This is a genomic window from Sphingomonas citri (genome assembly GCF_019429485.1).
Classification (GTDB): Bacteria; Pseudomonadota; Alphaproteobacteria; order Sphingomonadales; family Sphingomonadaceae; genus Sphingomonas; species Sphingomonas citri.
Genome location: NZ_JAHXZN010000006.1, coordinates 143,071 through 166,087 on the forward strand (window position 1 = coordinate 143,071; position 23,017 = coordinate 166,087).

At 71.6% G+C, this 23,017-nt stretch carries 17 protein-coding genes; 7 read left to right on the top strand and 10 right to left on the bottom strand.

All coding sequences use genetic code 11. The annotated features are described in order from the left end of the window. Nucleotides 1-30: 30 nt before the first annotated feature. The 4 genes from KZ820_RS16010 to otsB form a co-directional block, all read right to left on the bottom strand. A complete protein-coding gene (locus tag KZ820_RS16010) occupies nucleotides 31-1,377 on the bottom strand; it encodes a methyl-accepting chemotaxis protein (protein WP_219749596.1) in 1,347 nt (448 codons plus the stop codon). A 102-nt stretch (nucleotides 1,378-1,479) separates the two neighbouring features. Continuing rightward, nucleotides 1,480-2,874 (bottom strand): alpha,alpha-trehalose-phosphate synthase (UDP-forming), encoded by a 1,395-nt coding sequence (locus KZ820_RS16015; protein WP_219749597.1) that lies wholly within the window; start codon nucleotides 2,872-2,874, stop codon nucleotides 1,480-1,482. Beyond that, complete coding sequence (locus tag KZ820_RS16020; protein ID WP_219749598.1) at nucleotides 2,871-4,652, bottom strand: glycoside hydrolase family 15 protein; 1,782 nt, start codon at nucleotides 4,650-4,652, stop codon at nucleotides 2,871-2,873. The genes KZ820_RS16015 and KZ820_RS16020 overlap by 4 nt, the downstream gene beginning before the upstream one ends. Further along, complete coding sequence (gene otsB, locus KZ820_RS16025) at nucleotides 4,652-5,407, bottom strand: trehalose-phosphatase (RefSeq protein WP_219749599.1); 756 nt, start codon at nucleotides 5,405-5,407, stop codon at nucleotides 4,652-4,654. Before otsB ends, KZ820_RS16020 begins: the two co-directional genes overlap by 1 nt. 333 nt (nucleotides 5,408-5,740) lie before the next feature. Between otsB and katG the strand changes: the two genes are divergently transcribed. The 3 genes from katG to topA all read left to right on the top strand — a co-directional run bounded on the left by katG (nucleotide 5,741) and on the right by topA (nucleotide 11,819). Next, nucleotides 5,741-7,972 (top strand): catalase/peroxidase HPI, encoded by a 2,232-nt coding sequence (gene katG / locus KZ820_RS16030; RefSeq protein ID WP_219749600.1) that lies wholly within the window; start codon nucleotides 5,741-5,743, stop codon nucleotides 7,970-7,972. Nucleotides 7,973-8,171: 199 nt separating this feature from the next. Continuing rightward, nucleotides 8,172-9,041, top strand: coding sequence for a 3-hydroxybutyryl-CoA dehydrogenase (locus KZ820_RS16035; RefSeq protein ID WP_219749601.1), 870 nt, complete (start codon nucleotides 8,172-8,174; stop codon nucleotides 9,039-9,041). A gap of 192 nt (nucleotides 9,042-9,233) precedes the next feature. Beyond that, on the top strand, nucleotides 9,234-11,819 hold the full coding sequence (gene topA, locus KZ820_RS16040) for a type I DNA topoisomerase (RefSeq protein WP_219749602.1): 2,586 nt from the start codon (nucleotides 9,234-9,236) through the stop codon (nucleotides 11,817-11,819). A gap of 347 nt (nucleotides 11,820-12,166) precedes the next feature. On the opposite strand, the gene KZ820_RS16045 is transcribed toward topA, so the two are convergent. Beyond that, complete coding sequence (locus tag KZ820_RS16045; protein ID WP_219749603.1) at nucleotides 12,167-12,457, bottom strand: hypothetical protein; 291 nt, start codon at nucleotides 12,455-12,457, stop codon at nucleotides 12,167-12,169. Between the two features lie 91 nt (nucleotides 12,458-12,548). After that, nucleotides 12,549-13,391 carry a pantoate--beta-alanine ligase gene (gene panC, locus KZ820_RS16050; protein ID WP_219749604.1) on the bottom strand — a complete coding sequence of 281 codons (843 nt, stop codon included), beginning with the start codon at nucleotides 13,389-13,391 and terminating at the stop codon, nucleotides 12,549-12,551. Between the two features lie 95 nt (nucleotides 13,392-13,486). On the opposite strand from panC, the gene KZ820_RS16055 reads away from it, so the two are divergent. The 3 genes from KZ820_RS16055 (at nucleotide 13,487) to pgmG (ending at nucleotide 16,266) form a co-directional block, all read left to right on the top strand. Continuing rightward, a complete protein-coding gene (locus tag KZ820_RS16055) occupies nucleotides 13,487-14,302 on the top strand; it encodes a division plane positioning ATPase MipZ (protein ID WP_219749670.1) in 816 nt (271 codons plus the stop codon). 313 nt (nucleotides 14,303-14,615) lie between these two features. Continuing rightward, nucleotides 14,616-14,876, top strand: a complete 261-nt coding sequence (locus KZ820_RS16060; protein ID WP_219749605.1) for a J domain-containing protein — start codon at nucleotides 14,616-14,618, stop codon at nucleotides 14,874-14,876. A gap of 13 nt (nucleotides 14,877-14,889) precedes the next feature. Next, nucleotides 14,890-16,266, top strand: coding sequence for a phosphoglucomutase/phosphomannomutase PgmG (gene pgmG / locus KZ820_RS16065; protein ID WP_219749606.1), 1,377 nt, complete (start codon nucleotides 14,890-14,892; stop codon nucleotides 16,264-16,266). A 176-nt stretch (nucleotides 16,267-16,442) separates the two neighbouring features. On the opposite strand, the gene KZ820_RS16070 is transcribed toward pgmG, so the two are convergent. Continuing rightward, entirely contained in the window at nucleotides 16,443-17,183 is a 741-nt protein-coding gene (locus tag KZ820_RS16070; RefSeq protein ID WP_308462254.1) for a Crp/Fnr family transcriptional regulator, read from the bottom strand. Nucleotides 17,184-17,321: 138 nt separating this feature from the next. Between KZ820_RS16070 and murA the strand changes: the two genes are divergently transcribed. Beyond that, nucleotides 17,322-18,605, top strand: a complete 1,284-nt coding sequence (murA, locus tag KZ820_RS16075) for a UDP-N-acetylglucosamine 1-carboxyvinyltransferase (protein ID WP_219749607.1) — start codon at nucleotides 17,322-17,324, stop codon at nucleotides 18,603-18,605. A gap of 220 nt (nucleotides 18,606-18,825) precedes the next feature. Here the strand turns inward: murA and KZ820_RS16080 are convergent, their stop codons facing one another. From KZ820_RS16080 to KZ820_RS16090, 3 genes are read right to left on the bottom strand one after another with little or no spacing between them, the layout of a single operon-like run. After that, entirely contained in the window at nucleotides 18,826-19,782 is a 957-nt protein-coding gene (locus KZ820_RS16080; RefSeq protein ID WP_219749608.1) for a M48 family metallopeptidase, read from the bottom strand. 10 nt (nucleotides 19,783-19,792) lie between these two features. Next, the gene (locus tag KZ820_RS16085) at nucleotides 19,793-21,100 is read right to left on the bottom strand and encodes a sigma-54-dependent transcriptional regulator (RefSeq protein ID WP_219749609.1); all 1,308 of its coding nucleotides are present in this window, start codon (nucleotides 21,098-21,100) and stop codon (nucleotides 19,793-19,795) included. Further along, the gene (locus KZ820_RS16090) at nucleotides 21,097-22,866 is read right to left on the bottom strand and encodes a sensor histidine kinase (protein ID WP_219749610.1); all 1,770 of its coding nucleotides are present in this window, start codon (nucleotides 22,864-22,866) and stop codon (nucleotides 21,097-21,099) included. Before KZ820_RS16090 ends, KZ820_RS16085 begins: the two co-directional genes overlap by 4 nt. Between the last annotated feature and the right edge of the window lie 151 nt (nucleotides 22,867-23,017).

Below are 23,017 nucleotides of genomic sequence, written 5' to 3' on the forward strand. Positions count from 1 at the left end.
GTCATGGGCCATCGAGCGCTGCAGCGAGCGTCAACTCTCGTGCCGGGTCAGGGTCGCGCGCCGCGGTGTGGCAGGCGAGGGTCGCGCCGTGCGCTCGAGCCGGAAGCGCGCCAGCTGGTGGCCGAGGTCGGCGGCACGCTCGGCCAAGTCGACCGAGGCGGCGTCGGTCTGCTGCGCCATCGCGGCATTGTCCTGCGTCATCCGGCTCATCTCGCTCACCGCGGCATTGACCTGGCCGAGCCCCGCCGCCTGCTTGCGCCCGCTGTCGGCGACGCGCGCGACCAGCGCGCGCGCGTCGTCCACGCGCGTCAGGATGTGGCGCAGCGCGGCGTCGGTCTCGCCGACCAGCCGCACCCCGGTGGCGATCTCGCCCCCGACCGCGCCGACGCGCGCCTTCACCTCGCGCGCCGCCTCGGCGGAGCGCTGCGCCAGTGCGCGCACTTCCTGTGCCACCACCGCGAAACCGCGGCCGGCCTGCCCAGCGCGCGCCGCCTCCACGCCCGCGTTGAGCGCGAGCAGGTTGGTCTGGAAGGCGATGCCGTCGATCAGCGCGATGATCTCGCCGATCTCGGCGCCGCTGCGCTCGATCCCGTGCATCGCCGCGATCGCGCGCTGCGCCACGTCTCCGCTCGCCGCCGCGGCCGCGCTCGCCTCGGCGGCGAGCTGATCGGCGCGCGTGCCGTCCTCTGCCGCGGCGGCGACATCGCGGGTGAGCTCCTGCAAGGCGGCGGCGCTCTGCTCCAGCGCGGCCGCCTGGCGCTCGGTGCGCTCGGCGAGCGCCTCCGCCCCGGTGCGGATCACCTGCGTCTCCGCCTCGATCGCGCCGGCCCGCTCGCGCACCGCGGTGACGATCGCGCGGAGATCCACCAGCACCTGATTGAAGGCGGCGCGCACCGGCTCGTAGCGCTCCGCCAGTGCGGTCGCGATCGGCTGGCTGAGGTCGCCGCCGGCCAGCCGCGCGAGGCCGCCCGTGAGCGCATTGATCAGCGCGTCGATCTCGCTGATGTCGATGCAGGTCACGATCATCGCCGGGCGGCCGTGACGCTGGGCCAGGAAGAGCGAGACGAGGGCAGGGAATTGCGTGCCGTCCTTGCGCAATCCGCGGAACGGCATGCGGGCCACGCCGGCACGCTGCGCCTCCTTCATGAGCGCGCCGACCGCGGCCTTGGTCGGCTCGCCGTCGGCCTGCAGCTCGGGCGAGGTGAGCCCCAGCGGCTGGCCGATGAATTCCTCGCGGGTGCGGCCGAACAGGCGGAGCGTGGCCGGATTGCAGTCGACGTAACGGCCGTCCTGCACGACGTAGATCGCCTCGGGCGACGCCTCGAAGTAGAGTTCGGCGGTCGACCGGCCGCAACGGCCCCATGTCCAGCTGCGCACGTCGATGCTGCCCCTCCCGACCCCTTTCACTATCCTAGCGCGGCGGCGCGGGGCGCAGCGGCGTGTCTGACCCGGGGTGGGGAGGGAAATGCGGCGGTGGCGCTACGCCGCTCCCTCCTTCACCTCGACTCGCTCGAGCGCGCCGAGGAACTCGCTCGCCCACCAGGTCACGTCCTGCGACTGGACGCCCGCCATCAGCGCCTCCCAGCGGCGCACGCGCTCGTCGCGCGGCATGCGCAGCGCCTGCCAGATCGCGTCGGAGACCTCCTCCGCGCTGTACGGGTTGACCAGCAGCGCCTCGAGCATCTGCTCGGCCGCGCCGGCGAAGCGCGACAGCACCAGCACGCCCGGGTCGGCCGGGTCCTGCGCGGCGACATATTCCTTCGCCACCAGGTTCATGCCGTCGCGCAACGGGGTCACCAGCCCGATCTTGGCGGCGCGGTAGATGCCGGCGAGCTGGTCGCGCGGATAGCCCTGGTTGACGTAGCGGATCGGCACCCAGTCGACGTCGGCGTATTCGCCGTTGATCCGCCCCGAGATCTGCTCGAGCGAGGTGCGGATGCGCTGGTAGCTTTCCACCGAGACGCGGCTGGGCGGCGCCACCTGGAGGAGGAACACCTCCTTGCGTTCCTCGGGATGCTCGATCAGGAACCGCTCATAGCCGAGGAAACGCTCCTCCAGGCCCTTGGAATAGTCGAGCCGGTCGACGCCGACGATCATGTCGCGCCCGGTCGCGCTCTCGCGCATGCGGCGGTAGGCCAGCCGGGCGGGGACGCCCTTCGACATCTCGGCGAACTCGGCGGCGTCGATGCCGATCGGGCAGGCAATCAGCTGCACCGAGCGGTCGCCCAGCCGCGCCACGCCGTGCTCGTCGACCGTGGCGCCCATGTCCTGGATCGCGAAGTCGCGGAACGAGTCGAGCCACTCGGCGGTGTGGAAGCCGATCAGATCATAGGCGAACAAGGTCTCGACCAGCTCTCGCGCGTTGGGCAGGGTGCCGAGCAGCCGGCGCGGTGGCCAGGGGATGTGGAGGAAGAAGCCGATCTTGTTGCGGCAGCCGCGCTGGCGCAGCTCGGCGCCGAGCGGGAACATGTGATAGTCCTGGATCCACACCAGGTCGTCGGGCTCGATCAGCGGGCGGACGGTGTCGGCGAAGCGCTGGTTGGTGCGCTGATAGCCGCCGGCGAACTCGCGCTCATATTCGGCCAGGTCGATGCGATAGTGGAACAGCGGCCACAACGTGCGATTGGCGTAGCCGTCGTAATATTCCTGGACATCCTGCTCCTCCAGGTCGACCGTCGCGGTGGTCACGCCCTGGTTGCGCTGGAAGTTGATATGGCCGTTGAAATGGTCGGTCTGCTCGCCCGACCAGCCGAACCACAGCCCGCCGCGGTCGCGCAGCGCCGCCGCCATCGCCACCGCCAGCCCGCCCTGCGCCCCCGAAGTGGAACCCTTGGGCGCGGTGACACGGTTCGAGATGACGATCAGTCGGCTCAACGGATACTACTCCACGGTTTGCTCAGCATGGCAGCGCAGTTGATCATGCCGACCAGCGAATAGGTCTGCGGATAGTTGCCCCACAGTTCCCCACTATGGGGATCGATGTCCTCGGAGAGCAGCCCGGCCGCGGTGCAACGGGTCAGCATCTCCTCGAACAGGGCGCGCGCCTCGTCGCTGCGGCCGGTGAGGTACAGCGCCTCGATCAGCCAGAAGGTACAGACGTTGAAGGCGGTCTCGGGCAGGCCGAAATCGTCCTCGGTGTCGTAGCGCAACATGGTCGAGCCGCGCCGCAGGCCCGTCTCGATCGCGGAGAGCGTGTCGAGGAAGCGCGGATCATCCGCCTCGAGGAAGCGCAGGTCGAGCAGCTGGAGCACGCTGGCGTCGAGGTCGTCGCCGGCGAACGTGGCGGACATGCGCCGCGTCTCCTCGCGCCAGGCGGCGCTCTCGATGCGATCGCGGATCACCTGCGCGCGCTCGGCCCAGACCGCCTCGCGCTCGGGTAGGCGGAGCCGCTCGGCGGCGTTGGCGAGCCGGTCGCACGCCGCCCAGCACATCGCGCTGGAATAGGTGTGGACGCTCTGGCGCGTGCGCAGCTCCCACAGGCCGGCGTCGGGCTGGTCGTAATAGGCCCAGGCACGCTCGCCGACGCGCTCCAGCGCCTCGAAATCCTCGACGCCGCTCAGCCGGAACAGGCGATGGTCGAAGAAGGCGTGGACCGAGCACAGCACGATCTGGCCATAGGCGTCGTGCTGGATCTGCTCGGCTGCCTGGTTGCCGACGCGCACCGGCCCCATGCCGCGATAGCCGGCGAGCTGCTCCTCGATCCGCTCGGGCAGCTCGGGCTCGCCGAGCACGCCGTAGAGCGGCTGGATATGCCCGCCGCGCGCGGCGTCGACGATGTTGCGGAGGTAGCCGAGATAGCCCTCCAGCACGTCGAGCGCGCCGAGCCGGTTGAGCGCCTGGACGGTGTAATAGGCGTCGCGGATCCAGCAGTAGCGATAGTCCCAGTTGCGCTGCGAGTTCGCGTGCTCGGGGACCGAGGTGGTCAGCGCCGCGACGATCGCCCCGGTCTCCTCGTGCTGGCAGAGCTTGAGCGTGATCGCGCAGCGGATCACCGTCTCCTGCCATTCCAGCGGCACGGCGAGCCCGCGCACCCAGCCCTGCCACTCCTGCGTGGTGCGGTAGAGCATCAGGTCGACGGTGCTGGCGAGGTCGCCCTGGAAGCTCTCGTCCGGTCCGAGGAAGAAGTGGAGCGGGCGCTCCACGCGGAAGGCGTGCTCGCCCTGCACCATCGCGATCGGCGCCGTGGTGGTGAGCCGCAGCGCGATCGTGTCGAGCAGCAGCCGCAGGTGGTTGGAACCGCCGATCTGCTCGCGGCAGCCGCCGCCCCAGCCGCAGGTGGGGCGCAGCTTCACGCGGACACGCGGGCTGCCCGCCACCGGGCGGATGATCCGTGCATAGCCGACCGGGCGATAGGTACGCCCCTCGCGCTGGAAGCGCGGGCAGAAGTCGATCACCTCGATCGCGCCGCCGTGGCTGTCCATGTGGCGCGTGACCAGGATCGGGGTGTTGCGGATATATTCCTGCTCGACCGAGACGCTGTCCTCGATCTCGATGCCCCAATAGCCGCTGTCGGGCGCCTCGCCGCCGAGCAGCGCGGAGAAGAGCGGGTCACCGTCGACGCGCGGCACGCAGCCCCAGACGAAGCGCCCCTGCCGGTCCACCAGCGCGCTCACCTGGCAATTGCCGATCGGCCACAGGTCGAGGTTGGTCATCACGTCTCCGTCGGGTGAGGGGAGGGGCAGGCGGCGGCGAGCCAGGCGAGCGCGGCGGCGACGTCGTCGAGCCGATAGGCGGCGGCGGTGTCGCGCGCGGGGCCCACCAGCACGCCCGCGCCGCCCAGGGCGCGCGCGGCGGCGAAGCCCGCCTCGTCGGTCACGTCGTCCCCCATGAACACAGGACGCGTGTGGCGCCGCGCGGGTTCCGCCATCAGCAGGTCGAGCGCGCTGCCCTTGTCGCGCCCGCGCAGGCGCAGCTCGGCCACCATCTTCCCGTGCTGCACCTTGAGGTCGTGCGTCGCGGCGAGTTCGTCGGCGAGCGCGGTCACCGCCGCCTCGGCGTCGGGGGCCTGGCGATAGTGGAGGCCGACGCCGAAGGGCTTGTCCTCGATCAGCACGCCGGGATGGTGCGCGGCGAGATCGCGCGCGGCGGCGAGCGCCCGGTCGAGCGCGGGCGGGCGCTCGGGGGCGTAGCAGCCGCCGTCGGCGCCCGCGATCTCCAGCCCATGGCTGCCGGCGACGGTGAGCAGCGCGGGGGCGAGCAGCGCGCGCACCTCCGCCACCGGGCGTCCGCTGACGATCGCGACGCGACCGTCGAGCGCGTCGATGAGGCGCGCGAGGAGACTAGGGACATGCTCCGCGACCGCGACCGCGTCGGGGGTGTCGGCGATGTCGACCAGCGTGCCGTCGAAGTCGAGGAACAGGCTGGCGCCGTGGAGCAGGTCGGCGGGCGGGGGCGGAAGCGCGGTCATGCCGCGCGTGGTGACGCCAAGGGCCGGGGGATGCAATGGGTCGCGGGGGCCCCAAGATCCTCTCCGGCCCGGCGAGGGGGAGCAGCCGCAGCTGGTGGAGGGGGGCTTCCGCACACGAGCCGACGCATTCGCGGAGAGCGCCCTGCACCGCTCGCCTGCGGGGAGCGGTCCCCCTCCCCCTGCCGGGGAGGATTGCTCCATTGATCGACCCACTCCTTCAAAGCCACGCCTTTAATCGATTTTACTCGCGTCATCGGAACGTCCTATCCCCTCGTTAACGGTGGCGTACCGCCGCGCAGGAGCGCGCGGGCCACGATGCTGAGGAGAGCGAGCATGGACGCGAAGACGGGTGAAGTGGGCGGCGGCTGCCCGGTCGTCGGGCACGGCGGGGGCAATCGCTCGAAGCGCCAGGGCAATCGCGAATGGTGGCCGGAGGGGCTGAGCCTTACCGCGCTCAACCAGCATTCGCCGCGCTCCAACCCGCTGGGCGCCGATTTCGACTATGCCGCGGCGTTCCAGACGCTCGACCTCGACGCGGTGATGGCCGACCTCAAGGCGCTGATGACCGACTCGCAGGATTGGTGGCCGGCCGATTTCGGCCATTACGGCGGCCTGTTCATCCGCCTCGCCTGGCACTCGGCGGGTACCTATCGCATCACCGATGGGCGCGGCGGCGCGGGTGGCGGGCAGCAGCGCTTCGCCCCGCTCAATTCCTGGCCCGACAATGCCAGCCTGGACAAGGGCCGCCGCCTGCTGTGGCCGATCAAGCAAAAGTACGGCAACGCGCTGAGCTGGGCCGACCTGTTCGTGCTCGTCGGCAATGCCGCGCTGGAGTCGATGGGGTTCAAGACCTTCGGCTTCGCCGGCGGCCGCGCCGACACCTGGGAGCCCGAGGAGCTGTTCTGGGGCCCCGAGGGCACCTGGCTCGGCGACGAGCGTTACTCGGGCGAGCGCCAGCTCCACCCCGGGCTGGGCGCGGTGCAGATGGGCCTCATCTACGTCAACCCCGAGGGCCCGAACGGCGAGCCCGACCCGGCGCGCTCGGCGATCGACATCCGCGAGACGTTCGGCCGCATGGCGATGAACGACGAGGAGACCGTGGCGCTGGTCGCGGGCGGCCATACGTTCGGCAAGACGCACGGCGCGGGTGACCCGTCGTTCATCGGCGCCGAGCCCGAGGGCGCGGTGATCGAGGACCAGGGGCTCGGCTGGCGCAGCAAGTTCGAGAGCGGCGTGGGTGCGCACGCGATCACCTCGGGGCTCGAGGTGACGTGGAGCCAGACGCCGACGCAATGGTCGAACCGCTACTTCGAGAATCTGTTCGGCTTCGAGTGGGAGCTGACCAAGAGCCCCGCCGGCGCGCACCAGTGGATCGCCAAGGACGCGCCGGAGGACGTGCCCGACGCGTTCGATCCGAACAAGAAGCACCGCCCGACGATGCTCACCTCGGACATCGCGCTGCGCGCCGACCCGATCTACGAGAAGATCTCTCGTCGCTTCCTCGAGAACCCCGATGAGTTCGCCGACGCCTTCGCGCGCGCCTGGTTCAAGCTGACTCATCGCGACATGGGCCCGCGCGAGCGCTATCTCGGCAAGCTCGTGCCGGACGAGGTGCTGATCTGGCAGGACCCGATCCCGGCGCTCGACCATCCCGTGATCGAGGCGGGCGAGATCGCCGAGCTCAAGGCCAAGCTGCTCGGCCTCGGCTTCACCGTGCCGCAGCTGGTGTCGGTCGCCTGGGCCTCGGCCTCGACCTTCCGCGGCTCGGACAAGCGCGGCGGCGCCAACGGCGCGCGCATCCGCTTCGCGCCGCAGAAGGATTGGGAGGTCAACGATCCGGCGCTGCTCGCGCAGATCCTGCCGAAGCTGGAGCAGGTGAAGGCCGAGTTCGACGCCGCTGCCACCGGCGGCAAGAAGGTGTCGATCGCCGACCTGATCGTGCTGGCGGGCACCGCGGCGGTGGAGAAGGCGGCGCGCGACGGCGGCGTCGACGTCGAGGTGCCGTTCACCCCCGGCCGCATGGACGCGAGCGAGGAGTGGACCGACGCGCACTCGTTCCAGGCGCTCAAGCCGATGGCCGACGGCTTCCGCAACTATTATTGGGACGGCGCCTTCATGGCCCCGGAGGAGGCGCTGGTCGACAAGGCGCAGCTGCTGCGGCTGTCGGCGCCTGAGATGACCGTGCTGGTCGGTGGCCTGCGCGTGCTCGGCGCCAACGCGTTCGGCGCCAAGGAGGGTGTGTTCACCGACCGCGTCGGCGTGCTGAGCAACGACTTTTTCGTCAACCTGCTGACGATGGAGAACGAGTGGGTCGCGACCGAGTCGAACAACCGCTTCCAGGGCATGAACCGCAAGACCAAGGCGCCGACCTGGACCGCGACGCGCGTCGACCTGATCTTCGGCTCGCAGTCCGAGCTGCGCGCCCAGGCCGAGGTCTATGCCCAGTCGGACTCGAAGGAGAAGATGGTCCGCGACTTCGTCAAGGCGTGGGACAAGGTGATGAACGCCGACCGCATCGACCAGCTCAAGCCGGCCGACGCGTTCAGCCAGAAGCTGTCCGCCTGAGCTGACGTACCGCCACCGTGCTCCGGCGTTCGCCGGAGCACGGTTCGGCGTCGATCGATCGCATCCTAGCTGACGCGGCGGCCTGTCACGCCGTTCCGCTTCACCTCCCGCTCCCCTGCCGTTACAGCGCTCGCCGAGAAGCGGCAGCCACCGAGCCGGCGCCGGCAGCACAGGCGCGCGCGCCGCACGGGAGACGGACATGGACAGGATCGGCGTCATCGGCGCGGGGCAGATGGGGGCGGGGATCGCGCAGGTCGCCGCCGCGGCGGGCGCGCACGTGCTGCTCGCCGACGTCGACCAGGCGCGCGCCGCCAAGGGACGCGACGGCGTCGCCAAGCGGCTCGACCGCGACGTCGCCAAGGAGAAGATCGACGCCGCCGCGCGCGACGCCACGCTGGCGCGGATCGAGCCGGTGGCTGGCTATGACGCGATGGCCGACTGCGCGCTGGTGATCGAGGCGGCGACCGAGCGCGAGGAAATCAAGCGCGCGATCTTCGCCGGTGTCGGCAAGGTGCTGTGCGCGGACGCGATCCTGGCGACCAACACTTCGTCGATCCCGATCACGCGGCTGGCGCAGGCGGCGCCCGACCCGGCGCGCTTCATCGGCGTCCACTTCTTCAATCCCGTCCCGGTCATGGGGCTGATCGAGGTGATCCGCGGCCTCGCCACCGCGGACGCCACCGTCGCCGCGATCGAGCGCTTCGCCGCGCGGCTGGGCAAGCGCGTGGTCCACGCCAGCGACGCGCCGGGCTTCATCGTCAACCGCGTGCTGATGCCGTACATCAACGAGGCGGTGTTCGCGCTGGGCGAGGGCGTCGCGACGATCCCCGACATCGACGCCGCCTGCCAGCTCGGGCTCAACCACCCGATGGGGCCGCTGACGCTGGCGGACTTCATCGGGCTCGACACCTGCCTGGAGATCACGCGCGTGCTGTTCGAGGGCACCGGCGACCCCAAGTTCCGCCCCGCGCCGCTGCTGGTGAAATACGTCGAGGCGGGCTGGTACGGGCGCAAGAGCGGGCGCGGCTTCTACGATTATGGTGGCGAGACGCCGGTGCCGACGCGGTGAGGCGAGCCATTCCTCCCCTGCAAGGGGAGGGGGACCGACCGGCGTAGCCGGGTGGTGGGGGGCTCTCCACGCAGCGCAGCGTTCGCGAAGAGCCCCCTCCACCACCTCACTGCACGTCACCTCCCTCGCTTGACGTGCCCGCTCCGGCCACCCACCCTCGCGCGTACACGTAAGGACCGCTACCGACCGCTTATGCAGCTCGTCATCGTCGAATCGCCCGCCAAGGCGAAGACCATCGAAAAGTACCTGGGCTCCGACTATCGCGTGCTCGCGAGCTACGGCCATATCCGCGACCTGCCGCCGCGCGACGGGTCGGTGAACCCCGACGAGGGGTTCGCGATGGAATGGGAGAATTACGCGGACAAGGCCAAGCAGCTCAAGGCGATCGCCGATCTCGCCAAGGGCGCCGACCGGCTGATCCTCGCCACCGACCCCGATCGCGAGGGCGAGGCGATCTCGTGGCACGTCCAGGAGGTGCTGGCCAAGCGCAAGGCGCTGCCCAAGGACGTCCAGCGAGTCACCTTCAACGCGATAACCAAGCCCGCGGTGACGCAGGCGATGGCCAACCCGCGCCAGCTCGATACCGACCTGATCGACGCCTATCGCGCGCGCCGCGCGCTCGACTATCTCGTCGGCTTTACGCTCTCGCCGGTGCTGTGGCGCAAGCTGCCCGGCGCCAAGTCGGCGGGGCGCGTCCAGTCGGTCGCGCTGCGGCTGATCGTCTCGCGCGAGCGCGAGATCGAGGCGTTCCGTGCGCAGGAATATTGGTCGGTCACGGCGAACCTCGAGCAGGACGGCACACCTTTCGTCGCGCGGCTGGTGCAATGGGAAGGGCGAAAGCTCGACCGGCTCTCGATCGGCAACGAGGGCGACGCGCTGCGCGCCAAGGCGGATGTCGAGGCCGGCAACTTCTCGGTCCAGTCGGTCGAGACCAAGCCGGCGACGCGCAACCCGCCGCCGCCCTTCACCACCTCGACGCTGCAGCAGGAAGCGGCGCGCAAGCTCGGCTTCTCCGCCGACCATACGATGCGGATCGCCCAGCAGCTCTACGAAGACGGCGCGATCACCTATATGCGGACCGACGGCGTGCAGATGGACGGCAGCGCCATCTCCGCCGCGCGCGCCGCGATCGCGCAGCGCTACGACGGCGGCTATGTCCCCGACAAGCCGCGGATGTACCAGACCAAGGCGAAGAACGCGCAGGAAGCGCACGAGGCGATCCGCCCGACCGACTTCTCGCGCGACCGCGTCGGCTCGGGCGACCACGCCCGGCTATACGACCTGGTGTGGAAGCGCGCGCTGGCGAGCCAGATGGCCTCGGCGCGGATGGAGCGCACGACGGTGGAGCTGGCCGACGGCACCGGGCGGCACGTGCTGCGCGCCACCGGGCAGGTGGTGCTCTTCCCCGGCTATCTCGCGCTCTACGAGGAGGGACAGGACGACAGCCAGGACGAGGACGCCCGGCGCCTGCCCCGGCTGCGCGATGGCGACTCGCCGGCCAAGAAGGGCGTCGAGGCCGAGCAGCATTTCACCCAGCCGCCGCCGCGCTTCTCCGAGGCGTCGCTGGTCAAGCGCATGGAGGAGCTGGGGATCGGCCGGCCCTCTACCTATGCCTCGATCATCAAGACGCTCAAGGACCGCGCCTATGTGCGCGTTGAGAAGAACCGCTTCTTCGCCGAGGAGAGCGGACGGCTGGTGACCGCCTTCCTCGAGCGCTTCTTCGAGCGCTACGTCGGCTACGACTATACCGCCGGACTGGAAGAAGAGCTCGACGACGTCTCGGGCGGGCGCGCTCAGTGGCAGGCGGTGCTCGAGGCGTTCTGGCGCGACTTCAAGCCGCGCACGGCCGAGGTGATGGAGCAGAAGCCGAGCGAGGTCACCGCGCAGCTCGACCAGTTCCTCGCGCCCTATCTCTTCCCCGACAAGGCCGACGGTACCGACCCGCGCCTGTGCCCGGCGTGCCACGTCGGCAGCCTGGCGCTGCGCGGCGGCAAGTTCGGCGCGTTCATCGCGTGCAGCAACTATCCGGAGTGCAAATACACCCGCCGCTTCGCGCAGGGTGGCGAGGCGGGCGAGGACGCCACGCCCGAGCAGCTCGGCCACGATCCCGAGACGGGGCTGCCGGTCGAGCGCAAGTCGGGGCGGTTCGGCCCCTACATCCAGCTCGGCGACGGCAAGGACGCCAAGCGCGCCTCCATCCCCAAGGACATCGGCGAGCTCGACCTGGAGATGGCGCTCAAGCTGCTCCACCTGCCGCGCGTGATCGGCCAGCACCCCGAGACGGGCAAGGACATCGCGGCCAGCATCGGGCGCTACGGCCCCTATCTGGTGCACGAGGGCAAATACGCTCGGCTGCAGTCGACCGCCGAGGTGTTCGAGACCGGCATGAACGCCGCGGTGGTGAAGCTCGCCGAGGCAGCGGCGGGCGGCGGGCGGCCGCAGCGCGGCGCGGCGCGCGCGCCGCTCAAGGTGCTTGGCGCACACCCGCGCACCGAGGCCGAGCTGCGGCTGATGGAAGGGCGCTACGGCCCGTACGTGACCGACGGCACCACCAACGCGACCTTGCCCAAGACGATCGCGCCCGATCAGCTGACGCTGGAGGAGGCAGCGCAGCTGATCGACGACCGCGCCGCCGCCGCACCGGCGAAGAAGCCGGCCAAGAAGAAGGCGCCGGCGAAAAAGCCGGCGGCAGCGAAGGAGGCGCCGGCGAAGAAGGCGGCGGCGAAGAAGGCGCCCGCGAAGAAGGCGCCCGCGAAGAAGGCGGCGGCGAAGACGTAGCGCCAGCCGTCTCGATCGCGCGTGAGCCGTGCTCCGCCGAATGCCGGAGCCCAGGGCCGCGGGGTAGCGTCTTCATGGCTCTAGGCTCCGGCGTCCGCAGGAGCGCGAGGCCGGCCCGATCGCGATGAGTCAGCTCGCGGGGGCGTCGAGCTCACCTCCGCAGCCGTCATCCTGAACTCGTTTCAGGATCCACTTGTCCGCCTTCCCGCTCGCCGCTGACTTGGCGGCACGGCGGATCCTGAGACAAGCTCAGGATGACGGAACAGGGCAGGGCGCGAGCGTCTCTCGCCCTCACTCACACCATCCGTCAGCGCCGTCATCGACCGGGCGCCTCGGGCGAGCGTGGCTCAGGCGGCGCGGCGGGCGCCCAGCGCGAGCACGTCGCGCGCGGCGCGCTGCGCCGTCGCGATCTCGCGCGCGGTCATGTCCTCGGCCACTTCGGCGCGGGCGGCGGCGGCGGCCTCGTGGCCGCGCGCTGCGGCGAGGTTGAACCACTTGTGCGCCTCGATCAGGTCGAGCGTCGCGCCGGCGGTGCCGGTCGAATAGGCCACGCCCAGGTCGTAGGCGGCGTCCTCGTTGCCGCGGGTCGCCTCGGCGGTACGGCGGGCGAGCAGCGCGCCCTCGAAATCGGTCAGCATCTCGGACTACCCCTCTAATCCTTGGAATGAGGGTGTTTTCGCTGATTCGAGTCTCTAATTGGTTAATCGGTTAATGCGACTTCAGTCGAACTTATCCAGCATCGACCGCGAGATTGTCTATCAGCCGCGTGTTGCCGAGCCGCGCCGCCGCGAGCAGCTGCCGGCGCCGCCCTGCCGCTGGCTCGGGCGAGAGCGTCTCCGCGTCGACCAGCGCGACATAGTCGACCTCGAACCCCGCCGCGGTCAGCGCGGCGGTCGCGTCGTCGAGCGCCTTGGCCGGGTCGGTGCCGCCGCGGATCGCGCGGGCCGCGATGCCGAGCGCGCGCGGCAGCGCCACCGCTCTCTGGCGTTCCTCGGGTGAGAGATAGACGTTGCGCGACGAGAGCGCGAGCCCGTCGTCCTCGCGCTGGGTCGGCACGCCGGTGATCTCGACGTCGAAGTCGAGGTCCGCCACCATGCGCCGTACCACCGCGAGCTGCTGGAAGTCCTTCTCGCCGAAATAGGCGCGGGTCGGGCGGACCTGGTTGAACAGCTTGGCGACGACGGTGGCGACACCGTCGAAGTGACCCGGCCGCGCGGCGCCGTCGAGCCCCTCGCTCACCCCACCGACCGAGACATTGGTGGCGAAGCCGTCGGGGTACATCTGCTCCACCGGCGGCAGCCACAGCAGGTCGCAGCCCGCCTCGCTGAGCATGGCGATGTCGCTGGTCTCCTTGCGCGGGTAGCGCGACAGGTCCTCGCCCGCGCCAAACTGGCGCGGGTTGACGAAGATCGACGCCACCAACGTCGTGCCCGGCCGGCGCGCCGCCTCGACCAGCGCGATATGGCCGGCGTGCAGCGCCCCCATGGTCGGCACCAGCGCCACCTCGCGGCCGCTCGCGCGCGCCGCCGCCAGCGCCGCGCGGAGCCCGGCGAGCTCCCGATATATCTCCACCCGTTACCCCTCGAAACTCGCGGCGTCGGGTTCTATGGTCGCGACGAACCGCGATCAATCAGGGATGCGACGAATTGTCCGATACCGTTGCAGGCGTGCACGACGAGAGCCCGGGCGCGGGGGCGCCGGGGGGGCGCACGCACGTCATCGTCTTCGCCAACGAGAAGGGCGGGACGGGCAAGAGCACCACCGCGGTGCATGTCGCGATCGCGCTCGCGGCCAAGGGCGCGCGCGTGGCGTGTATCGACCTCGACCATCGCCAGCGCACGCTCGGCCGTTACCTCGAGAACCGCGAGTCGACGGTGAAGCGCTCGGCGATCGACCTGCCGCTGCCCGATCACGCCACCGGCGATGGCCGCGCCGACGGTATCTTCGCCGAGCTCTACCAGCGCTTCACCGACGGCTACGACTTCCTGGTGATCGACACGCCGGGGCGCGACGATCCCGCGGCGCGACTGGCGGCGGCGCTGTCGAACACGCTGGTGACGCCGATGAACGACAGTTTCGTCGACTTCGACCTGATCGGCCAGGTCGATCCCGAGACCTACAAGGTGACGCGCCCGAGCTTCTATTCCGAGCTGATCTGGGACGCGCGCAAGGCGCGCGCGCGCGAGGACGGCACCACGATCGACTGGGTCGTGCTGCGCAACCGCCTGCAATATCTGGAGGCGCGCAACATGCGTCGCGTGTCGGAGGCGCTCGACCAGCTCGCCCGGCGCGTCGGCTTCCGCATCATCCCGGGGCTGGGCGAGCGCGTGATCTACCGCGAGCTCTTCCCCAAGGGGCTGACGCTGCTCGACGCCAAGGCGTTCGGCGGGATGGGGCTGAGCCACGTCGCCGCGCGCCAGGAGCTGCGCGAGATGATGGCGGCGCTGGCGCTGCCCGAGTCGACGATGCCGCTGTTCGCGTGAGGGCGCTGGGCGAAGCGGTGTTCCTGCGCGCACAGGAACGGAGGAGCTGGGGCGTTGCGCTGCGTGGCCCTGAGCTCCTGCATGCGCAGGAGCACGTGGCGTGCGAGGCAAGCGCCCTCTCCAACCACCTTCCGTCATCCCTAACTTGTTTCGGAATCCACCGTGCCGCGCACCCAGGAGCGGCGGTGATCGCGGACGGGTGGGTCCTGAAACGGGTCCAGGATGACGCCAATCGGTGGGGCGAGGCACGATCATTGTCGGTCGTCGCGCCCGGCCCACCGGATCGAGCGCCCGCCAGCCTCGGCGACCGCCCATGCTGAAATGGCTCCTCCTCATCGCGATCGTCTACGCCGCGTGGCGCTTCCTCCGGCCCGCGCCGAAGCGTCAGCGCTCGCCGCTGGCCGATGCGCGCGCGCTGCTCGGTGTCACCCACGACGCCGACGAGGCGGCGATCCGTGCCGCGCACCGCCGCCTCATCGCCGAGATCCACCCCGATCGTGGCGGCTCGCCCGAGCGCGCGCGCCAGGCCAACGCCGCGCGCGACACGCTGCTCGCGCGCCTGCGCCGCGACTGACCGGACCATCGCCGTGCCCCATCGCTTCGACCCCGTGATCCTGCGCGAGTATGACGTGCGCGGTACCGTCGGCACCAACCTGTCGGAGGCGGACGCCTATGCCGTCGGACGCAGCTTCGCGACCCGGCTGCGGCGCGCGGGCGGGGCCAGCGTCGCGGTCGGCTATGACGGACGCACCCACTCGCCCGCGCTCGAGGCGGCGCTGGTGCGCGGGCTGAGCGAGGGCGGGGTCGACGTGGTGCGCGTCGGGCTGGGGCCGTCGCCGATGCTCTATTATGCCGCGACGACACTCGGGGTCGACGGCGGGGTGCAGGTGACCGGCAGCCACAATCCGCGCGACGACAACGGCTTCAAGCTGGTGCTGCGCGGCGACAGCTTCTTCGGCGACGACATCGCCGATCTCGCGCGGCTCGCCGCGGCGGGCGACTGGACCAGCGGGCAGGGCGGGGTGAGCGAGCGCGACGTTCGCGCCGATTATATCGACCGGCTGCTCGCGGGCGATCCGGAGCGCCACGAAGGGCGGCCGCTCCGCGTCGGCTGGGACGCGGGCAACGGCGCCGCGGGCGAGGCGGTGCGCGCGCTCACCGCGCGCCTGCCGGGCGAGCACCATCTGCTGTTCTGCGAGATCGACGGCCGCTTCCCCCACCATCACCCGGACCCGACGGTCGAGGCCAATCTCGCCGACCTCAAGGCGCTGATCGCGCGCGAGAGGCTCGACCTGGGCTTCGCCTTCGACGGCGACGGCGACCGGATCGGCGCGGTCGATGCCGCCGGCCGCGTGCTGTGGGGCGACGAGATCCTCGCGCTGCTCGCCGCGCCCTTGCTCGAGGAGCTGCCCGGCGCGACGATCGTCGCCGACGTGAAATCGAGCGACGCCTTGTTCGATCGCATCGCCGCGCTGGGGGGCAAGGCGCTGATGTGGCGCACCGGGCACAGCGAGATGAAGTCGAAGATGAAGGAGGTGGGCGCGCCGCTCGCGGGCGAGCTGTCGGGGCATATCTTCTTCGCGCACGGCTATTACGGCTTCGACGACGCGCTCTACGCGGCAGTGCGGCTGCTGCGCGCGGTGCGGCGCTCGGGCGAGCCGCTCGCGGACCTGCGCGCCGCGCTGCCGCCGCGCTGCACCACGCCCGAGTGGCGCGTGCCGGTCGACGAGGCGCGCAAGCTCGCGGTGGTGGCCGAGGTGGCGGCGCGGCTCGACGCCGCCGGCGCGCGCGTCGACCGCACCGACGGGGTGCGGGTGTCGGTCGACGACGGCTGGTGGCTGCTGCGCGCGTCGAACACGCAGGCGGCGCTGACGCTGCGCGCCGAGGCACGCGACGCGGCGGGGCTGGCGCGGCTGGTGGCGGCGATCGATGCGGAGCTGGCGGCGAGCGGGGTGCGACGGTAGCGCGAGGCGAACGGAGTATGCCGCGACGGCCTCGCTCCCTGCGCTGGCGTCATGCTGAACTTGGTTCAGCATCCACCGCCCCGCGAGCGCGCCGGCCGCTGGTCGCGCGTCACGATGGATCCTGAGACGAGTTCAGGACGACGGCGACGAGGAGGCGAGCGAGCGCCGCCCCCGCGCTACGCCTCGCTTGGGCCCGGCAGCCAGCTCAGGTCGACCGCTGCGAGCCGGTCGACGTGGTTGGCGCTGCGCATCAGCCGCGCCTCGTCGAGCAGCGTCACCCGGCCGCCCGAGCGTGCGATCAGCCCCTGCTCCTCGAGCTGGCGCAGCATGCGGTTGACGTGCACCGCGGTCAGTCCGGTGGCGTCGCCGATCTCCTCCTGCGTCAGCCCTAGCGCGAAGGTGTCGCCGGTGTTCTCGTCCTGGCGCCTGATGCGGTCGCGCAGGTCGAGCAGCACCGCCGCGACCCGCGCGCGCGCCGACATCCGACCCAATCCGGCGAGACGGTCGGTCAGCGTCGCGCGCTCGACCTGCTCCAGCGCGGCGAGCGCGAGCGCGACGCGGGGAAAGCGGAAGACGATGTCGGCGACCTGCGTGCGGTCGATCGGCACCACCACGCTGTCCGCCAGCGCGAGGAGCGCGTGCGGCGCCTTGCCGAACGCGATCACCGCCATGCCGGTGAGGTCGCCGGGGAAGATGAAGCGCAGGATCTGCCGGCTGCCGTCGTCCAGCAGGACGAAGGCGATCAGCATGCCGCTCTTCAGCGCGTACAGCTCGGTGGAGCGTTCATTCTCGCGCACCAGCGTCATCCCCTTGCGGACGGAGCGCTCGCGCTCGCCCAGCTGGTCGAGCGCCGCACGCTCAGGCGCGGTGAGGATCATCATGTCGCCGATCCTGTCGGCGAGGCTACGCGCTGGCACCCGGTGGATATCCCCTTGATCTGCGCGTTCGTTACGCGGGGGATCGACCAACGTGCATTAAAACCGATCAAGCGCACGTGGTCCTCACCATGTTCGCTCATCCTTGGCGACCGCGCGGGGCTTCGATAGAGCGGCGCGATGGATCGCATTCTCATCCGCGGCGGTAACCGCCTGAACGGTCGTCTTCCCATCTCCGGCGCGAAGAACGCCGCGCTCACGCTGATGCCCTGCGCCCTGCTCACCGACGAGCCGCTGACGCTGCGCAACCTGCCGCGCCTCGCCGACGTCGACGGCTTCGGCCATCTCCTCAATCAGCTCGGCGCCTCGACCACGATCGAGGGCAGCCGGCCGGAGGATTTCGGCCGCGTGATGACGATCCGCGCCGGCCAGCTCACCTCCACCGAGGCGCCCTATGACATCGTGCGCAAGATGCGCGCCTCGATCCTGGTGCTCGGCCCGATCCTGGCGCGCGCGGGGCAGGCGCGCGTGTCGCTGCCGGGCGGCTGTGCCATCGGCAATCGCCCGATCGACCTGCACCTCAAGGCGCTGCAGGCGATCGGCGCCGAGCTGGAGATGTCGGCCGGCTATGTCACCGCCACCGCGCCGGGCGGACGGCTGGAGGGCGGCCGCTACACTTTCCCGATCGTGTCGGTGGGCGCGACCGAGAACGTGCTGATGGCGGCGGTGACCGCGAAGGGCAGCAGCCGCATCGAGAACGCCGCGCGCGAGCCCGAGATCGTCGACCTGTGCCGCTGCCTCGTCGCGATGGGTGCGCGGATCGAGGGGATCGGCAGCGAGACGCTCGAGATCGAGGGCGTCGCCGAGCTGCACGGCGCCACCTACGGCGTGATGCCCGACCGGATCGAGGCGGGCAGCTATGCTTGCGCCGCCGCGGTGGCGGGCGGCACGGTCGAGCTCGCCAACGTCAACGCCGCCGACATGGGCGCGACGCTGGAGGCACTGCGCGCGGCGGGCGTCGGGATCGAGGAGCGACGCGACTCGATCGTGGTAAGCAGCGAGGGGAAGCTGGCGCCGCTGACGCTCTCCACCGCGCCGTATCCGGGGTTCGCGACCGACATGCAGGCGCAGTTCATGGCGATGCTGTGCAAGGCCGAGGGCGCCAGCGTGCTGACCGAGACGATCTTCGAGAACCGCTACATGCACGTGCCCGAGCTGGCGCGGATGGGGGCGGACATCCAGGTGCACGGCCGCACCGCGGTGGTGAAGGGGGTCGATCGCCTCGTCGGCGCGCCGGTGATGGCGACCGACCTGCGGGCCTCGATGAGCCTGATCATCGCCGGGCTGGTGGCGGAGGGCGAGACGAGCGTGGCGCGCGTCTACCACCTCGACCGCGGCTATGAGCGGCTGGAGGAGAAGCTGTCGGCGGTGGGTGCGGATATCGAGCGCGATTCGGGGGGATGATCCTGCCGCGGCGCGCATGATCCGCTTGCTTGCTGCGCGCATCTGACTTTCTTCCATCATTCCGGATTGGGTCCGGGATCCACTCCTCCGCGAGAGCGACGCCTGCTGAGTAGGCGGCACGGTGGATCCCGGGCCAAGTCCGGGATGACGATAGTTGATGAGGGTGGCGTCTCACCCCGAACAAGATGAGCCTCACCCCGGTCGCGAACCTCGCCGTCGCTCACCCCAGTGGCGCGTCGCGCTGCGCCAGCAGCGGCGGCGCATAGGGCAGCGGCGCGTCCGCCGGCTTCGTCGCCAGCTCGGCTGCGATCGCGTCGGCGCGCGCCTTGGCGGATGGGTGCGTGCGGCTGCGGAAGAAGCCGCCGTCGATCTTGCCACCCTCCTCGCGCCAGAACCGTACCGCCAGCTGCGGGTCCCAGCCGGCGTTGCGCAGCAGATAGGCGCCGAGCAGGTCGGCCTCGGTCTCGGTCTGGCGGAACAGCCGGCCGTTGCGACCCAGTTCGGCGAACAGCCCCCATTTGACTCCTGCCGCCTCCAGCCGCGCGCGGTGGCGCAGCACCGCGTGCGCCAGCTCGTGCGCGACCACCACCGCGACCTGATCGTCGCCGAACAGCTCGAACAAGCGCCCGCCGACCTGCACCACGCGACCGTCGGACGAGGCGCCGAGCTTGTCGCCCGCGAGCACCTCGAACTCGACGCGGCAGCCCGCGCGCGGCTGCACGGTCACCGAGCGGTCGGCGCCGGCGCGGCGCAGCGTCAGCGCGAGCGGTGCGGTCGGCGGGTGCGACGCGAGCAGCGCCTGCGCCGCGTCGCGGGTCACGCTCGTCGCCGAGTCACCGCCGGCGGGCGCCGCGACCGCGGTTCCGTCGACCGCGATCAGCCCGTCGTCCGCCGCCACGCCCGCGCTCGCCGCCGGGGCGCCCGGCACCACCAGCTCGATCGTCACCGGCGCGGCGAAGGCGACACGCAGCGCGGGGGGGTATTGGTCAGCGGCGTGGAGCGTGGCGCCGATCACCGGCTGCTGGTCGCGGCACAAGGGCGCGTTGGCCGTCGTCAGCCGCCACGCGATCGCGGCGAGCCGTTGGTCGACCTCGAGCAATGTCGGCTCGGCCGCGGCGGGGGCGGCGGCGAGCAGCGCGGCGGGGAGAAAGGAGGCGAGCAGGAACAGGAGACGCATCGGGGCAGGATCACTCGCGCTGGCGGAACGCCGCCGGCTCGATGCCGTGGCGCTGGAGGCGGTCATAGAGGCTGCGGCGCGGGACCTGAAGCTCGGCCGCGGCCGCGCCGACGTCGCCGCGGACGCGGTCGAGCGCGGCGCGAATCGTCGCCGCCTCGAAACGGTCGACGCGCTCGGCGAGCGGCAGCTGGTCGGCCGCGCTCGGCGTTCCCTCGGCCACGCCGAGCACGACGCGCGTGGCATAGTTGCGCAGCTCGCGGACGTTGCCGGTCCAGTCGTCGGCGACGAGCCGCGCCTCCACCGCGGGATCGATGTTGGGCCGCTCGCGCCCGAACCGCTCCGCCGCCTCGCCGAGGAAGTAGGCGAACAGCAGCGGCACGTCGGCGCGGCGCTCGCGCAGCGGCGGGATGCGCAGCCGCACCGTCTCCAGCCGGTAGAGCAGGTCGGCGCGGAACCTGCCCTCCGCCACCGCGGCAGCGAGATCGGTCTTCGCCGCGGCGACGACGCGCAGGTTGACGACGCGCGGCGCGCCGCCGGGCTGGGGCAGCTCGCGCTCCTCGACCACGCGCAGCAGCTTGCCCTGGAGCGCGGGCGACATGCTGTCGATCTCGTCGAGGAAGAGCGTGCCGCGGTCGGCGTCGGCGACGCGGCCGGGCTGGGCGCGGCTGCCGAACAGCGCCTCGTTCGCCACCGCGTCGGGCAGCGCCGCGCAGTCGACCGCGACGAACTGGCGCGCGCGGCGGTGGCTACAGCGGTGCAGCAGCAGCGCGACCAGCTCCTTGCCCGTCCCGGTCTCGCCCTCGACCAGCACGTCGACGTCGACGTCGGCGAGCTGGCGGATCGTGTCGCGCAGTCGCACCATCGCGGGGGTGTCGCCGATCAGCGGGTAGTGCGTCTCGGCTTCTGCGGCGGCGACGCGCAGGCGGCGGTTCTCCAGCACCAGCCGGCGCATCTCCAGCGCGCGGCGCGCGCTGGCGATCAGATGGTCGGCGGCGAACGGCTTGGCGATGAAGTCGAACGCGCCCTGTCTGAGCGCCGCCACCGCCATCGCGATGTCGCCGTGCCCGGTCATCAGGATCACCGGCAGCTCGGGATCGCGCGCCGCAACCGCCTCGAACAGCGCGTGGCCGTCCATCCTGGGCATGCGGATGTCGCTGACGACGATGCCGCGGAAATCGGCGTCGAGCTGCGCCAGCGCGGCGCGCGCGTCGCCGTACGGCTCGACGTCGATGCCGGCGATCGCGAAACTGTCGGCCAGCGCGGTGCGCAGGCCCTCGTCGTCGTCGATCAGCACGACGCGGAGCGGCACCTCGCTCATGCGCGCCGCACCGTCGCGCGGAACGCCGCGCCGCCGAGCGGGGAGGGAACGATCCGCAGCGCGCCATCGAACTGCGCGATGATGTCGCGGGCGATGCCAAGCCCGAGCCCGAGCCCGTCGGGGCGCCCGGTGACGAACGGGCTGAACACCTCGTCGCCCAGCGCCGGGTCGATCCCCGGCCCGTTGTCCGCCACGGTCAGCTCCACCCATTCCTCCCTCGTCGTCACGGTGAGCGCGACGCGCGGGTCGGTGCGCCCGGCGAGCGCGTCGACCGCGTTGTTGATCAGGTTGACCAGCACCTGCTCCAGCCGCACGCGCCCGGCGAAGACACTCGGCTGCCCCGGTGGCGGCCAGTCGAGCGCGACGCGCGCCGCGCGCAGCCGGTCGCCCACCAGCAGCCGCGTGCCGTCGATCACGTCGTCGAGCGCGATCGGCCCCGCCGTGCCGCTGCCGCGCCGGGCGAAACGGCGCATCTCCTGCGTGATCGTGCCGATCCGCTCGGTCAGCGCCACCGCGCTGTCGAGGCTGGCGGCGACCCGCTCGGTGCGCTGCTGCGCGAGATGGTGGCGCGCGTTCTCGGCGAGCGTGCGGATCGTCGCTACCGGCTGGTTGATCTCATGCGCCAGCCCCGCGGTGATCGAGCCGAGCGAGGCGAGCCGGTTGGCCTGCGCCAGCTCCTCGCGCGCGGCGCGGAAGCGGCGGTCGGCATCCTCGCGGCGCGCCATCGCCGCGCTGAGCTCGGCGGTGCGCGCCGCCACCGCCTGCTCGAGCCGGGCGCGATCCGCCGCCGCGCGCGCGACCCGGCTGGTCCGCCACAGCCACAGCGCCGCGACCAGCGCCAGCAGCAGCACCGCGGTGGCGGTGGCGAGCCGCGCCAGATTGGCGGCGTCGCGCAGCGCGCGCGTGACGGGCACGAGGTGGAGCAGCCGCCAGCCGGGGTGTGCCGCAGGCACCGTGGTGAGGCGCAGCGGCGCGCCGCCGGGCGCGGTGACGTCGCGGCCGGTGAAGCGGTAGCCGGTCGGCGCGAGCGGGCGGTCGAGGAACTGTCCGGTGCGGCGGATCGCGGCGAGCGTCGCGGGCGGCAGCGGCGCGAGCACGTGGAGCGCGGCGCGCGGGTCGGTCGCCGCGAGCACGATGCCGCGTTCGTCGGCGAGCAGGGTCTCTCCGGGATCATTGGCCCAGGCGCGCGTGATCGCGTCGAACTCGACCTTCACCACCACGACCCCGAGCGGGCCCGCGCCGCCGTCGATCCGCCGCGCCATGAACAGCCCGGGCCGTCCGCTGACGTTGCCGAGCGCGAAATGCTCCGCGGCGCCGTCGCGCATCGCCTGCTGGAAATAGGGGCGGAAGCGGTAATCGTGGCCGACGAAGCTCTGCGCGCCGGCGGCGTTGGAGGCTGAAACGGTGAGACCGCGCGAGTCGATCGCGTAGATCACCGGCGCGCCGGTGCGGCGCGCCAGCGAGGCGAGCTTGTCGTCGAGCCGCGTCGCCGCGCGCGAGGCGGCGCCCTGCACCAGCGCGTCGCGCAGGTCGCCATATTCGCTCAGCACGATCGGCAGCAGGCGAAATTTGGCGAGCTCGCTGTCGATCAGCCGCGCCTGCTGGCGCGCGGTGCGCAGCGCCTCGTCCTCCACCCGGTCGAGCGCGCGCTGCCGCGTCACGTGCGCCGCGGCGAGGTAGAACAGCGCGCCGAGCAGCACGACCGCGAGCGCGGCGAGCAGCAGACCGGGGCGACGCGGCGGGAACACGCGTGCGGGATACCGCATCCGGGTCGCCGAGACCACGCGGAAACTCGCGCCTCGCCGCGCGGAGAGTCGCGGAAATCCTAGGATGAGCGTGTTTTCGCCCGCCCGATCGCGGCGACGTACGATGGCCGGGAGAGCGATGGCCGCCGTCACGCCGGGTCGAGCCGCCAGC